Source organism: Rhizobium sp. BK399 (genome assembly GCF_014194695.1).
Lineage (GTDB): Bacteria > Pseudomonadota > Alphaproteobacteria > Rhizobiales > Rhizobiaceae > Rhizobium.
This window is the reverse complement of record NZ_JACIAH010000001.1, coordinates 574,606-587,202: the sequence shown is the minus strand read 5'-3', so window position 1 is coordinate 587,202 and position 12,597 is coordinate 574,606. Positions and strand designations below refer to the sequence as shown.

Below are 12,597 nucleotides of genomic sequence, written 5' to 3'. Positions count from 1 at the left end.
TTTAAGGGGCCGGCTTGCCGGCCTCGATCTGTGCGTTTGCAGGCGGCCGCGCTATAAGGTCAGGATCGAAGGGAGTCGATCATGCTGACACTGTACTTTGCCCCGCACACCTGCGCGCTCGCAAGCCTGATTGCGCTGGAAGAGTCCGGCCTGCCGTTCAAGACGAAAAAGCTGAATTTTGCAGAAGCGGAGCAGCGCTCGCCTGAGTACCTTGAGATCAATCCGAAGGGGCGCGTTCCGGCACTTGTGACCGATCATGGCATTCTCACCGAAACGCCGGCAATCCTCGCATTTATCGCGCAGGTCGCACCGGCAGCCCAGTTGGCGCCGCTTGATCCGTTTGAGTTCGCGCGCATGCAGGCCTTTAACAACTACATTTGCTCGACGGTGCATGTGAACCACGCACACGCCCGACGCGGTAGTCGATGGGCGGATGATCCGACTGCTCATGAGGCGATGAAGGCAAAGGTCCCGCAGACCATGACCGAATGCTTTGACCTCATCGACGCGCGGATGCTGGAAGGGCCGTGGGTGATGGGTGAATATTACTCGGTCGCGGATCCCTACCTCTTCGTCATGACCGGCTGGCTGCGATCCGATGGCGTCGATCCGGCCCGCTTCCGGAAAGCGACGGCGCATTATGCTCAGATGATGGAGCGGCCGGCCGTTCAGCGGGCACTGGAGCGCGAGCAGGCCTAACAGGCGTCCGGATCGCGGAGCAGCGCCGGAGGCAATCAGCAGACGGTGCGCTCAGCCCTGAAAGCTCGCGGCAAGCTTCTTTGGCGCACGGAACCGCCATGCGCCGATCAGCCGTTCCTTCAGTTCGGCATCGCTGATCATGGCTGCGTGCAAGGGCATATAGGGCCAGCCGATATAGTGAGGTGTTTGATAATAGATCTCGGGCGCCATCTCGATCAGCCGTTCCTTGTCGTCGATCGAGATGCAGAGCACAATGGTCTCGTTGTTCTTGACCGCAGCAAAGGATTTGCCGCCAACCTTCAGTGCCGGGTTGCCATAGGACGTGCTCTCCTCGACGCCAGGAAGGTTGGCCTCATCAGAGAGACGCTTGAGGCGCGCAAAAATCGTGTCGACACTGTCGGTCATTGGGCTTGCTCGGACTGAAGCTCCCACAGACTAACAGATCTCTCATTCTTAAGCGCACCTTGCAAGCTGCGGCCTTTGGGGTTGCGGCTTACGGGGTTCCGGACCGAGCGGCAGATCGGCGAGCGCCCTCAACGACATGCGCGTGAGATCCGGGTGGTTCAACGGATCTTGTCTGGTATCCGCGCTGTAGGGAGGATCGAGCGTTTCGACGCTCAAGAAAAACTTCAGGAATTGCATGGCGTGCCTCGCTTCCTTGTACGGAGCTGAACGGAGCATCTCATCAACACGGAGGGATTATCGCGGTCGGTCAGGCAGGTTTCAATTGAGATTACCAATGTCTGAGTATAGAAAAACTATATGAGAAACCTGAACTCGGTTCACTTGAATGGATTACGCGCGCTCGAGGCTGTGGGGCGGCTTGGCTCGTTGCAGGCAGCTGCAGAGGAACTGGGCGTTTCGATCGGCGCGGTCAGCCAGCAGGTCATCAAGGCAGAGGCGCAGCTCGATCACCTGATCTTCGAGCGCACGCCCAAGGGCATGGTCGCGACGGAGGCCGGCGCGCGCCTGCTGGCCGGCCTGACCGAGGGGTTCAACGCGCTGTCACAGGCCGTCGCGGCGACACGGCAACGCGACGAAAGCATACTGACGATCTCGGTGGCGCCGGTCTTCGCCGCGCGCTGGCTCGTCTATCGGCTGGATCGTTTTGCCGAAAGGCACCCTGAAATCAGCCTGCGAATGGATGCGACGACGCGGCTCGTCAATCCGGCGCTCTGCGATGTCGATGTCGGCATCCGGGTCGGCAACGGTCAGTGGCCGGACGTGAAGGCAGAACTGCCGCTGCAGCAGGAGGTCTTCCCGGTCTGTTCACCTGCGATGGCGGCGCGTCTGCACGAGCTCGCCGACATCCTGTCGGTGCCGGCGGTGATCGATGGCCGCGCCATGTTCAGCTGGAAAGTATGGATGCATGAGGCCGGGTTGTCGGGCGCAACGCTTGAGACGCGGCACGTCTTCAACGACGCGTCGCTCTGCCTCGATGCGGCTATCGCAGGGCAGGGCGTCATGCTCGCCTGGCAGACGCTTGCGGGCTTTGCCCTGCAGCAGGGGCAGTTGGTCGCGCCCTTCGGCATTCGCGCGAAAACCGGTTTCGGTCACTATTTCGTAACCGCCACAGGCTCGCGAGAACCCAAGAAGGTGAAGGATTTCAAGGCCTGGATCCGTGAGGAAATGGCCGAGACCCTCAAGCTCTTTCCCTGATCAGATAGGTTCCTGCGATCGCGTCGCCTGCATCGCGATATAGGCCGGCCGCGACTGGCAGCGCTTGATCCAGGCGCTGATATGGGGATGGGCCTCGAACAGCGCCTGTTCCGTCTGGGCGTAGCGAAGCACTTCCGCAATATTGAGATCTGCTGCCGTGAAGCGGTTGCCGACGACGTATTCGTTGGTTGCCAGATGCTTCTCCAGCGTCGCGAACGCCTTCTTCAGCGAACGCACAGCAACACTGATCGTCGCCTTGCCCTCGTCGCTGTTCTGCTTCTCGTCGTCGTAGACATAGACGATCTTCACCGTATGCGGCTCAACCTCGGTTGCCGCCCAGATGGTCCACATCGTCATCAAACCGTCTTCCGCGACGGTTTGAGCGGCCAGTGGTCCGCCGTGCTTGCGCGCAAGGTAAAGGGTAATGGCAAGCGACTCATGCATCACAAGGTCGCCATCCCTGATGCTCGGGATCAGCGCCATTGGATTGACCGCCAGGAAATCCGGCGACAGCGTATTGATAGGTGCATCGGCGGCAAGCGGGTTGGCAAGGCGCCGCGCCTGAATGACACGCACGGACTCGAATTCCAGCCCTAGCTCCCCGGCCATCCAGTAAACGCGCGAGGCGCGCGAGCGATAAACCCCATAGATCGTCAGCATGTCGATGTTCCCCATGTTCTGTTGCTGCAGGGTAGGAGCCGAAGCGTCCCAGCGGAAGCGGCCAAGCCTTATGAATCGATGAAAGCTTTTGATGCTTCTCAGGAGATGCGGTTGCGCTCGACGGTCAGTTGCGCAAAGCGCGAGGACCCGGTGGTCGCCAGTTCTCCCGACACCTTCCTGTCCCATTCGAAACCGAGGACGGCGCCGCCGGGTGTTTGCTGAAACACGTTGTCGGTGATAACGGCGGTTCCGGCGCCCTCCGCTACCGAGACAGCACAACCGACCGGCGCATTGCGGGTAATGTTTCCGGTCACGACGAGGTTGCGAAGATACGGTCCCCAGCCGAGCTGCATCCCCCAGCGTGGAGCACCTTCTATGATGTTACCGGAGACCAGTGTGTCTGCCTCGGCCGCAATGCCGATGCCGAACCCGACCTCGTGCTGATAGGGGCCTTTGAGCGTCAGGTTGCGCACGACGTTGCCGGTCACGCTCGCCAGCCTGCCGCCATGGTCGAAATTGGCAATCGAGATGCCGTTTGCCGCGCCGTCCACCATGTTGTTGGACACCACAGCGCCGACAAACTCGAATTCGACATAGATCGCCGTCTCACCGGAACGCTGGCACTGGTTGCCGGTGATCTGGATGTCGGAGGCCGAGTTGGCGCGGATGGCTGTAAAGGCGCAGTCGGACACGTGGTTGTTTGCAACCATCACGTTGTCGGCGCGGAAGATATTGATGCCGTTGCCGTTCTGGCCGGTGCCGCCGTCATTGGCCCTGATCCGGTAGATGCGGTTGCCGTTGACGACGCTGTTGTCAGCCGCCTTCGTCCAGCGATGCACCAGAATGCCGCCATTGCCGCAGTCGAAAACCTCGTTCCCGGTGATCGAAAGCCCGTCGGATTCGACGGCGTAGATGCCGGATTGACCGGCGCCCTGTACGCGGCTGCGCTCGATCCGGCCGCCACATCGCTCCAGCCGAACGGCATGTTTGCGGCTGCCGGTGATCTCGCAATTGTCGATCGCTACCTCGGCGACGCCGGTGAATTGCAGCAGCCCTCCGGCATCGTCGCCGAGCGAGCGATTCTGCCCGTCGAAAATGATGTTCGAGAGTTCGACGTGCTTGACGTTGTCGGCGCTGAAGAGCTTGCCACCGCCGGTGTAGACGATGCGCGATGCGCCGGGAACACCGGTGATGCGCGTATTGTCGCGCAGCACCAGATTCGAAGCTGCGTAGGTGCCGGGTGGCAGGAAAACCGGCACATTCTCCGCCGCGGCCTGATCGATCATCTTCTGCAGGCTGGCGCTCTTGCGGTCAGCGGCATCAGGTATCGTCTTGTAACGGACTGCGTCGATCGCGCCGCGCAGGTCGCCGTCGCGCGTCGTCGCGAAGCTGCGCGATGCCACCAGCGCAAAGGCGGATGCTCCGGCAAGGCGGAACAGGTCACGACGGGAGGTTAACGGACTTTGCTTCATTTCCGCCGTGCTGCAGGAAACGTGCCAGCGCGCCTGTTTCATTTTGGTACGGATCCGCATCTTCCTGTCGCCCACTGGCCCTTCCGTTCTTTCCCGCTATCTTTGCAGGCATGAGATCTGATGCCTTGCTCTATCCCGCCCCCGAAGGGCTCTATTGTCCCGAGGGAGGATTCTATGTGGATCCCGTGCGGCCGGTCGAGCGAGCCCTGATCACCCACGGCCATTCCGATCACGCGCGGCCCGGCCACGTAAACGTACTGGCGACACGCCAGACGCTCGACATCATGCAGATCCGCTATGGCGACGGCTTTTGCGCAAGCGAGCAGGCTGCGGCCTTCGGCGAGGAGATCCTGATCAACGGCGTGAAGGTCAGCTTTCATCCGGCCGGGCATGTGCTCGGCTCGGCCCAGATCGCCATCGAGAAGAACGGCACCCGCATTGTCGTCTCGGGCGACTACAAGCGGCGGGCGGACCCCACCTGCGCTGCCTACGTGCCGGTCCCCTGCGATGTCTTCATCACCGAGGCGACCTTCGGACTGCCGGTTTTCCATCATCCCGATCCCGTCGATGAAATGGGCAAACTGTACGCCTCGCTGCGGCAATTTCCGGAGCGGACGCATCTGATCGGCGCCTATGCACTCGGCAAGGCGCAGCGCGTCATCCGCCTGCTGCGCGATACCGGCTACGACCAGCCGATCTATATCCACGGCGCGATGGAAAGGCTCTGCGACTACTACATGGAGCAGGGCATCGAGCTTGGTGAGCTGCGCCCGGCGACCATTGAGAGCCGCGACAAGTCTGCCTTCAAGGGAGCCATTGTCGTCGGCCCGTCCTCCGCCTTTGCCGACCGTTGGGCGCGACGCTTCAATGAGCCTTTGCCGGCATTTGCGTCGGGCTGGATGATGGTGCGGCAGCGCGCCAAGCAGCAGGGCGTCGAACTGCCACTGGTCATCTCCGATCATTGCGACTGGCCGGAGCTGACCGAGACGATCAGCGACCTGCGGCCCGAGGAAGTGTGGGTGACGCATGGCCGCGAAGAGGCGCTGGTTCGCTGGTGCCAGTTGCAGGGCATCAAGGCCCGACCGCTCCACCTCGTCGGCTACGAAGACGAGGCTGATTGATGAAAGCGTTCGCCGATCTGCTTGACCGCCTCGTGCTCACCCCCAGCCGTAACGGCAAGCTGAAACTGCTCTCCGACTACTTCCGAAACACCCCGGATCCGGATCGCGGCTACGGCCTTGCCGCCATCGCCGGCACCCTTGAAGTGCGCAACGTGAAGCCGGCCATGCTGCGCGAGCTGGTGCTGGAGCGGATGGACGAGGTGCTCTTCCGCTATTCCTACGATTATGTCGGCGACCTCGCGGAAACGATCTCGCTCGTCTGGGACGCCGAGAAGGACATCGAGCGGTCGGCACTTGCCCAGCCGCGACTTGGAGATGTCGTCAGGCAAATGAACGCGCTCGGGCGCACCGAAGTCCGCAGTTTCGTGCGCGACCTGCTCGATCAGCTGGACACGTCAGGGCGCTTCGCCTTCATCAAGCTCGCGACCGGGGCGCTTCGCATCGGTGTGTCCTCGCGATTGGCGAAACAGGCGCTTGCCGACATGGGCGGCCAAGACGTGACCGAAATCGAGACGCTGTGGCATGGCCTGCAGCCGCCCTACGAGCCGTTGTTTCGCTGGCTGGAAGGGCATGGCGACAAGCCGGTGCTGGCAACGCCGGCAATCTTCCATTCCGTGATGCTCGCCAATCCGGTCGAGGAGGGGGATCTCGATCAGCTCGATCCCGCCGACTATGCCGCCGAGTGGAAGTGGGACGGCATTCGCGTGCAGCTGTCGCGCTCCGGCGATACGCGCAAGATCTATTCGCGTTCCGGCGACGATATATCGGGCGCGTTCCCGGATATCGTCGAATCGATCAGCTTTGACGGTGTGATGGACGGCGAGCTGCTAGTTGGTGGGACCACCCGTTCGAACAGTCCGACGCGCACCTTCTCCGATCTGCAGCAGCGGCTAAACCGCAAGACGGTGACGACGAAGATGCTCGACGAATATCCGGCCTTCATCCGTGCCTACGATCTCTTGTTCGATCGGGAGGAGGACGTGCGCGGCCAATCCTATGTCGATCGCCGTGCGCGTCTTGCGGAGGTCATCGACCGAGCCCCACACGACCGCTTCGATCTCTCCCCGCTGGTCGAGTTCTCTTCGTGGGACGAATTGGATGGCTTGCGGTCGTCACCGCCGGATCCTGTCATCGAAGGGGTGATGATCAAGCGGCGCGACAGCGTCTATCAGGCCGGGCGGTTGAAGGGACCGTGGTTCAAATGGAAGCGCAATCCCTACAATGTCGATGCCGTGCTGATGTATGCGCAGCGCGGCCACGGCAAGCGCTCGAGCTATTATTCGGATTTCACCTTCGGCGTCTGGACCGAGACGCCGGAGGGAGAACAGCTGGTGCCAGTCGGCAAGGCCTATTTCGGCTTCACCGATGCCGAGCTGGAACTGCTGGACAAGTTCGTGCGCAACAACACGACCGAGCGCTTCGGTCCGGTGCGCGCCGTCAGGGCGGACAGGGATTTCGGCTTCGTCGTGGAAGTCGCCTTCGAAGGCATCAATCGCTCCACCCGCCACAAGTCGGGGGTGGCGATGCGCTTTCCGCGGATTTCCCGGCTGCGCCCCGACAAACCGTCCTATGAGGCGGATCGCCTCCAGACGCTGGTCGCCATGATCGATGCGAAGGGAGAACGGTAGGTTTTTCTGGCGCAAAACGCCGCAGGGCCACCGTTTTCAACACAACGTGTGTTGGCGGCCGCACGCTTCCGGTGCAATTCTCGAATCGCCGGGTACCATGGAAGTGTGAAATGACGTCAGACGAAGGTAATTCTTTTCTCCGCCAGCGCCGCACGGTTCTTGCAGGCCTGGCCGGGGCCCTCCTGCTCCCGCGCATGGCAAGCGCATTCGAGGTTCCGGAGGTGCCGCGGCTGATCGATCACGATTATGCCAAGGCCCGCAAGCGCTTCCATACCAGGCTCCTGCAGAAGGGACCGGCTCCCGACAAGTATGAACCGCTCGACGCTCCGCCGGAAGGGGACAAGATTTTTTATCGCTCGGGTTACGGCGGCGAATTGGAGCTGGTCGCCTGGGTTTCCAAGTACAAGCGTGGCAGCAAGCCGAAGCCGGGCGTTCTGTTTTTGCACGGCGGAAACGCCATGGGGCTTGGCCACTGGGTTCTGCTCAAGGCCTATGTCGACGCTGGCTTCGTGGTCATGATGCCGTCTTTGCGCGGCGAGAACGGCCAGATGGGCAACTTCTCGGGCTTTTACGACGAGGTCGACGATGTACTTTCGGCCGCCGACCGGCTGCAGCATCTTCCGGGCGTCGATGGCGACCGCCTGTTCGTCGCCGGCCACAGCATCGGTGGTACGCTGACGATGCTGGCGGCAATGAGCACCCACAAGTTCCGCGCTGCAGCGCCGATATCAGGCAATCCGGACGCATTCCGTTTCTTCAATCGCTACCCGCAGGACATTCGTTTCGACGACAGCAATGCCCACGAATTCGAGGTCCGTAGCGCGCTCTGCTATGCCAAGAGCTTCAAATGCCCCGTCCGCGTCGTCCACGGCACCGAAGAGGCGCATTTCAACGACCGCGCCGGGCTGCTTGCAAGCCGCGCACGCTCAGGCGGAGTCCGCATCGAAACGGATACGGTGACCGGCAACCACACCTCGGCGCTGCCGGCGGAGATCGAGCAGAGCATAAAGTTCTTCCACGGCGTCGCGGCCTGATCGCGGTCCGGCGTCCGGTAAATATTAGGCTGGCTCGGTGACCAGCCTCGCGCCAGCCGCAAGTGCCATCCTTGCCGCAGCTATACGTCTCGCTGTTGTCGATGAGGGTGTTTTATGACTGTTCTCAGCCGGGTGTCGCCATTTGCCGGGCTTGCGGCCGCTGCTCTTTGCCTGAGCGGCTGCAATATCCTCATCCCGGATACCGGTGCCACCGATCCCGCCCGCTTCGTGCAGGAAACATCGCCCGTCTTCTATAACCCGCCCGGTGTCGATCCCATGCGGGTCAAGCCGATCGATACGCCGGTCCCGCAGCGGCCGGGTGTGCCGCCGACGATCTATAACCAGACCTATGGTATTCCGGGCGCGAACTTTAGCCGGACCTACGGCCTGCCGGTCACCAATCCGGTGAACAGCGCCATGTACGGCCAGGTCCGCGACACGGATTTCACTTTGCCGGCCATACCGGTCAGCCGCATCGACCCGCAATATCTGCGGCAGGAGGTCGATTATCCGAGCAACGAAAAGCCCGGTACGATCGTCGTCGATACGAAGACCAAGCACCTCTACTTCATTGAACCGGGCGGCAAGGCAATGCGCTACGGTGTCGGCATCGGCCGTGAAGGCTATGCATGGTCTGGCCGCGGCGTCATTCAGTGGAAGCAGAAGTGGCCGCGCTGGACGCCGCCCGACGAAATGGTCGCGCGCCAGCCGGATGTTCGGGCCTTCTCCGCGGAAAACGGCGGCATGAATCCCGGCCTCGGAAACCCGCTCGGCGCGCGTGCGCTTTATATCTTCAAGGACGGGCAGGATACGCTCTACCGCATCCACGGAACGCCGGACTGGCAGTCGGTCGGAAAGTCCACATCGTCGGGCTGCGTCCGCATGCTGAATCAGGATGTGGTCGACCTTTATGACCGCGTTCCGGCAAAGACCGAAATCGTCGTGATGTAGTCGCGCAACAGCACTGGTGATATCGTCGCGCGGTAGGCGGACACGACTTCGTGAGGTGGTGGTTTATTTAACGTATGGCGATAGATTTCTTGTCTTGTCACCGGCGTTGAGCCACCTTCCGCGAAGGGCGTTCGTCCTTCCAGCGCAACAGGAAACCAGACCCGCGTATGAGCTTCGAAAAACCCCTTTCCCGCCGCAGCTTCCTTTCCTTTTCGGCAATGACCGCAGCTTCGGCGCTGACCGGGTGTGCATCCACGGCTGGACCGCCGCCTTATTCCACGGCTCAGCCGGTCGTCATGCGCAGTCCAGTCCAGGCGCCGCAGACGCCGGGTGACGCCGAATTGGCGGTCATGTACGGCCCGATCGAGGATGGTGGCTTCCTCATTCCCGCAGTGCCGTATCAGCAGATCGATCCGCGCTTCTATCGTCAGCAGGTCGTCGATCCGACCGGCCAGGCGCCCGGCACGATCGTCGTCGATACGCCCTCGCGTTTCCTCTATCTCGTCCAGCCCGGCGGCACGGCGATGCGCTACGGCGTTGGTATCGGCCGCGAAGGCTTCGCTTGGCAGGGCTCCGGCGTTATCCAATGGCGTCAAAGGTGGCCGCGCTGGAAGCCGCCGAACGAGATGGTCGCGCGCCAGCCCGAACTCGCCAAGTATTCGATCGAAAACGGCGGCATGGAGCCGGGTCTGAAGAACCCACTCGGCGCACGTGCGCTCTACATTTTCTCGAATGGCGAAGATACGCTCTACCGGCTGCACGGCAATCCGGATTGGCGTTCGATCGGCAAGGCAGTGTCGTCAGGCTGCGTGCGCCTGCTGAACCAGGACATCATCGACCTCTATGACCGTGTGCCGAACAAGGCGCCGGTCGTCGTTCTGCAGTGATCGATTTGCGTTTCGCTGTCTCCCTTCACTGGGAGACAGCATCTTTCCACGGGAATAGCGTCGCCCCGGGGGAGACAGCGCTGTCTCTCCGCCCCATATTTGGCCGGCCGAAATTTAACGCCATGAATAGCTGTGGGACACGATCGGGTCAGGATCGGAGCCTCTCGCGGACTCATGCCAACCGGCAAACTCGTCGTGTCTGACGATGCCGATATCGGCCAACTGCTCGTCGTCAAGCTGATCCAGCGCCCGGCACGCAGCGTGATCTGTTGGCGAATGGTGTTCCCCATGCGGGATCAGATGCGCGAGCGCGTGCCATGTTCCCGAAAACGCGGCTGTCGGCGAAAAACTGCGCACGCCATGTAGGTGCAGGAACGTCATGGTGGCCCCCCAAGTTGCAGTTGCACCGGCAAAGCCTCCCATTTACCCGTGTGGTTGTCGTGAAGTCCCGCTGAAGCGCTTTTGAAATTTCTCTGAAATTCTTTCGTTTCGATGTCGCGTTTGGATACGGTTCGTTGTCGTGGTGGGAAGCGTTTGCTAGATTGCGCGCCAACATTCGGAGCATCCAATGTCGATGTTCGAATTCGCGGGACACCAACTCGATATGCAACAGGGCCGGCTGCGCAAGGGCGGGCAGGATGTCCGTTTGCGCCCCAAATCATTGGCGTTGCTGACTTATCTGCTTGAAAATTCGGGACGCGTCGTCACTAAGGATGAATTGGTTTCAGCCGTCTGGCCCAATGTGGCCGTCACGGACGGCTCGCTCAGCCAGTGCGTGACGGACATCCGCCGGACCTTGGGTGAGGGCGCAGCAAAGCTCATCCGCACTGTTCCATGCCGCGGCTATGCGTTGGACGAGAAGCTGGTGCGGCGCAGCGAGGCTCTGCTGGCGCCAGCAGCGTTTGGTCCGTCGGGGCGGCTCTCGATCGCGGTGCTTCCGTTCACCGTCGCGGTGCCTGGGGGGCGGCACACATGGATCGCCGACGGCATTGTCGAAGACATCATCACTGCCTTGGCGAAGATTCCCGCTCTCTTTGTCACGTCGAAGAGTTTGAGCTTCGCCTATCGCGACAAGGCCGGGCGCCTGCCGGATGTGGTCAGGGCGCTGGGTGTGCACTACGTCCTCAGCGGAAGTGTTCGCGTGAGCGGCCATGAATTGCGTCTGACGACCGAGCTTGTCGATGCGCAAACCGGTGGGATTGTCTGGGCGGACCGCTTCGATCGTCATTTCGGGCAGATCTTCGCGGTTCAGGACGAAATAACAGCGGCGGTTGTCGAGCGGCTGAAGAGCGAGCTTCTGCCGCAAAACCGCGCCGCTGCCGTCATCGAAAACCAAAGAGAATTCGACCTGCCGCGCAACCACGCCGACCAAGCTGCGCTATGGGATCGGTAAGGTGCTGGCGATCCCATTGCCGGGCCGCAACCGCTATACCGCGGCCGTAAGGTTTGAGCGCAGGCCTCGCAACAGGCCCCGGATCGTCTTCATTTCTTCGAGTGTGCAGCCCGCCGCCTGGCCGATCGCGGTCATGATCGTGTCGATCTCGCTCCGCATCGCCAGACCTTTGTCGGTCAGTGAAACGATGACCTGGCGTTCGTCGCGGGAATCTCGGGTGCGTTTGATCAGGCCATTTTGTTCGAGCCGTTTGAGCAACGGCGACAATGTGCCCGAATCGAGATCGAGCTGTTCGCCGATCGCCTTGACCGCCTGCTCGGATTTTTCCCACAGCGCCAGCATGACGAGATATTGCGGGTAGGTGAGGCCGACCTTGTCGAGAATCGGCTTGTAGGCGCGGGTGAAGGCGTGGGCTGTCGAGTACACCGCAAAACAAAGCTGGTTCTCCAGCCGCTTTTCCTCTTCCGGAATTTCCATCGTCTTTGCCAGATGCGCTTTCATCGTCTTCCTTTCCAAGGGGCAATTCTCCTCTTTTCGAATTCTAAATGCAATTTGCAAAATTCACTTGCGTACAATTTAATTGCGCGATATACAAAATCCAACCCCAACGCAAAGGAGACTGACATGCCCATCCTCTACACGACCAAGGCTTCCGCCACCGGTGGCCGCGCAGGCCGCGCCGTTTCCGACAACGGCGTCCTCGATGTGACGCTGACCGTTCCGAAGGAACTCGGCGGCGACGGCGCGACCGGCACCAACCCTGAGCAGCTGTTTGCTGCGGGCTATTCGGCCTGCTTCCTCGGCGCTTTGAAATTTGTCGCCGGCAAGGAAAACGTCAAGATTCCGGAAGACACCACGGTCAGCGCCAAGGTCGGCATCGGCCCGCGCGAGGATGGCACCGGCTTCGGCATCGAAGTCGCCCTGACGGTCAGCATACCTGGCCTCGACAAGCCGACCGCTGAGAAGCTGGCTGCTGCGGCCCATATCGTGTGCCCCTATAGCCACGCGATGCGCACGTCGACCGAAGTTCCGGTTACCGTTGCCTGATCAAGGACGAAAAAGAGCGCCGTGCCTTGCGGCGCTCTTTTCATGT

General features: G+C 61.3%; 14 protein-coding genes. 9 read left to right on the top strand and 5 right to left on the bottom strand.

Annotated elements, in window-relative coordinates; all coding sequences use genetic code 11:
* Positions 1-81 precede the first annotated feature (81 nt).
* Positions 82-699: a glutathione S-transferase gene (locus FHT97_RS02955; protein ID WP_183859805.1), complete on the top strand. Its 618-nt coding sequence runs from the start codon at positions 82-84 to the stop codon at positions 697-699.
* Between the two features lie 51 nt (positions 700-750).
* Here the strand turns inward: FHT97_RS02955 and FHT97_RS02950 are convergent, their stop codons facing one another.
* Positions 751-1,104 carry an MmcQ/YjbR family DNA-binding protein gene (locus FHT97_RS02950; protein WP_183859804.1) on the bottom strand — a complete coding sequence of 118 codons (354 nt, stop codon included), beginning with the start codon at positions 1,102-1,104 and terminating at the stop codon, positions 751-753.
* A gap of 357 nt (positions 1,105-1,461) precedes the next feature.
* On the opposite strand from FHT97_RS02950, the gene FHT97_RS02945 reads away from it, so the two are divergent.
* The gene (locus FHT97_RS02945) at positions 1,462-2,358 is read left to right on the top strand and encodes a LysR substrate-binding domain-containing protein (RefSeq protein WP_183859802.1); all 897 of its coding nucleotides are present in this window, start codon (positions 1,462-1,464) and stop codon (positions 2,356-2,358) included.
* Here the strand turns inward: FHT97_RS02945 and FHT97_RS02940 are convergent, their stop codons facing one another.
* Both FHT97_RS02940 and FHT97_RS02935 read right to left on the bottom strand, forming a co-directional pair.
* Complete coding sequence (locus FHT97_RS02940; RefSeq protein ID WP_183752061.1) at positions 2,359-3,018, bottom strand: glutathione S-transferase family protein; 660 nt, start codon at positions 3,016-3,018, stop codon at positions 2,359-2,361. It abuts the gene before it with no gap.
* A 98-nt stretch (positions 3,019-3,116) separates the two neighbouring features.
* Positions 3,117-4,490 carry a TIGR03808 family TAT-translocated repetitive protein gene (locus tag FHT97_RS02935; RefSeq protein WP_183860733.1) on the bottom strand — a complete coding sequence of 458 codons (1,374 nt, stop codon included), beginning with the start codon at positions 4,488-4,490 and terminating at the stop codon, positions 3,117-3,119.
* 110 nt (positions 4,491-4,600) lie between these two features.
* Here FHT97_RS02935 and FHT97_RS02930 point away from each other — a divergent pair, with 110 nt between their 5' ends.
* The 5 genes from FHT97_RS02930 (at position 4,601) to FHT97_RS02910 (ending at position 10,111) form a co-directional block, all read left to right on the top strand.
* On the top strand, positions 4,601-5,611 hold the full coding sequence (locus tag FHT97_RS02930) for a ligase-associated DNA damage response exonuclease (RefSeq protein ID WP_183859800.1): 1,011 nt from the start codon (positions 4,601-4,603) through the stop codon (positions 5,609-5,611).
* Positions 5,611-7,239 carry a cisplatin damage response ATP-dependent DNA ligase gene (locus FHT97_RS02925; RefSeq protein WP_183859798.1) on the top strand — a complete coding sequence of 543 codons (1,629 nt, stop codon included), beginning with the start codon at positions 5,611-5,613 and terminating at the stop codon, positions 7,237-7,239. Before FHT97_RS02930 ends, FHT97_RS02925 begins: the two co-directional genes overlap by 1 nt.
* Before the next feature lie 110 nt (positions 7,240-7,349).
* Positions 7,350-8,273: an alpha/beta fold hydrolase gene (locus FHT97_RS02920; protein WP_183859796.1), complete on the top strand. Its 924-nt coding sequence runs from the start codon at positions 7,350-7,352 to the stop codon at positions 8,271-8,273.
* A 114-nt stretch (positions 8,274-8,387) separates the two neighbouring features.
* Positions 8,388-9,224 carry a L,D-transpeptidase gene (locus FHT97_RS02915; RefSeq protein WP_183859794.1) on the top strand — a complete coding sequence of 279 codons (837 nt, stop codon included), beginning with the start codon at positions 8,388-8,390 and terminating at the stop codon, positions 9,222-9,224.
* Positions 9,225-9,391: 167 nt separating this feature from the next.
* Positions 9,392-10,111 carry a L,D-transpeptidase gene (locus tag FHT97_RS02910; RefSeq protein ID WP_114711925.1) on the top strand — a complete coding sequence of 240 codons (720 nt, stop codon included), beginning with the start codon at positions 9,392-9,394 and terminating at the stop codon, positions 10,109-10,111.
* A 114-nt stretch (positions 10,112-10,225) separates the two neighbouring features.
* Here the strand turns inward: FHT97_RS02910 and FHT97_RS02905 are convergent, their stop codons facing one another.
* Entirely contained in the window at positions 10,226-10,492 is a 267-nt protein-coding gene (locus FHT97_RS02905) for a DUF1127 domain-containing protein (RefSeq protein ID WP_183752052.1), read from the bottom strand.
* 187 nt (positions 10,493-10,679) lie between these two features.
* Between FHT97_RS02905 and FHT97_RS02900 the strand changes: the two genes are divergently transcribed.
* Entirely contained in the window at positions 10,680-11,504 is an 825-nt protein-coding gene (locus FHT97_RS02900) for a winged helix-turn-helix domain-containing protein (protein WP_183752050.1), read from the top strand.
* A gap of 33 nt (positions 11,505-11,537) precedes the next feature.
* On the opposite strand, the gene FHT97_RS02895 is transcribed toward FHT97_RS02900, so the two are convergent.
* Positions 11,538-12,005 (bottom strand): MarR family transcriptional regulator, encoded by a 468-nt coding sequence (locus FHT97_RS02895; protein ID WP_183860731.1) that lies wholly within the window; start codon positions 12,003-12,005, stop codon positions 11,538-11,540.
* Positions 12,006-12,128: 123 nt separating this feature from the next.
* Here FHT97_RS02895 and FHT97_RS02890 point away from each other — a divergent pair, with 123 nt between their 5' ends.
* On the top strand, positions 12,129-12,551 hold the full coding sequence (locus FHT97_RS02890; RefSeq protein ID WP_183859792.1) for an organic hydroperoxide resistance protein: 423 nt from the start codon (positions 12,129-12,131) through the stop codon (positions 12,549-12,551).
* The last annotated feature ends 46 nt before the right edge of the window (positions 12,552-12,597 follow it).

Bases quoted from the DNA above. Each gene is read 5' to 3' on its own strand.
- FHT97_RS02955 (WP_183859805.1), top strand. From the start codon at position 82: ATGCTGACACTGTACTTTGCCCCGCACACCTGCGCGCTCGCAAGCCTG.
- FHT97_RS02950 (WP_183859804.1), bottom strand. From the start codon at position 1,104: ATGACCGACAGTGTCGACACGATTTTTGCGCGCCTCAAGCGTCTCTCT.
- FHT97_RS02945 (WP_183859802.1), top strand. From the start codon at position 1,462: ATGAGAAACCTGAACTCGGTTCACTTGAATGGATTACGCGCGCTCGAG.
- FHT97_RS02940 (WP_183752061.1), bottom strand. From the start codon at position 3,018: ATGCTGACGATCTATGGGGTTTATCGCTCGCGCGCCTCGCGCGTTTAC.
- FHT97_RS02935 (WP_183860733.1), bottom strand. From the start codon at position 4,490: ATGAAGCAAAGTCCGTTAACCTCCCGTCGTGACCTGTTCCGCCTTGCC.
- FHT97_RS02930 (WP_183859800.1), top strand. From the start codon at position 4,601: ATGAGATCTGATGCCTTGCTCTATCCCGCCCCCGAAGGGCTCTATTGT.
- FHT97_RS02925 (WP_183859798.1), top strand. From the start codon at position 5,611: ATGAAAGCGTTCGCCGATCTGCTTGACCGCCTCGTGCTCACCCCCAGC.
- FHT97_RS02920 (WP_183859796.1), top strand. From the start codon at position 7,350: ATGACGTCAGACGAAGGTAATTCTTTTCTCCGCCAGCGCCGCACGGTT.
- FHT97_RS02915 (WP_183859794.1), top strand. From the start codon at position 8,388: ATGACTGTTCTCAGCCGGGTGTCGCCATTTGCCGGGCTTGCGGCCGCT.
- FHT97_RS02910 (WP_114711925.1), top strand. From the start codon at position 9,392: ATGAGCTTCGAAAAACCCCTTTCCCGCCGCAGCTTCCTTTCCTTTTCG.
- FHT97_RS02905 (WP_183752052.1), bottom strand. From the start codon at position 10,492: ATGACGTTCCTGCACCTACATGGCGTGCGCAGTTTTTCGCCGACAGCC.
- FHT97_RS02900 (WP_183752050.1), top strand. From the start codon at position 10,680: ATGTCGATGTTCGAATTCGCGGGACACCAACTCGATATGCAACAGGGC.
- FHT97_RS02895 (WP_183860731.1), bottom strand. From the start codon at position 12,005: ATGAAAGCGCATCTGGCAAAGACGATGGAAATTCCGGAAGAGGAAAAG.
- FHT97_RS02890 (WP_183859792.1), top strand. From the start codon at position 12,129: ATGCCCATCCTCTACACGACCAAGGCTTCCGCCACCGGTGGCCGCGCA.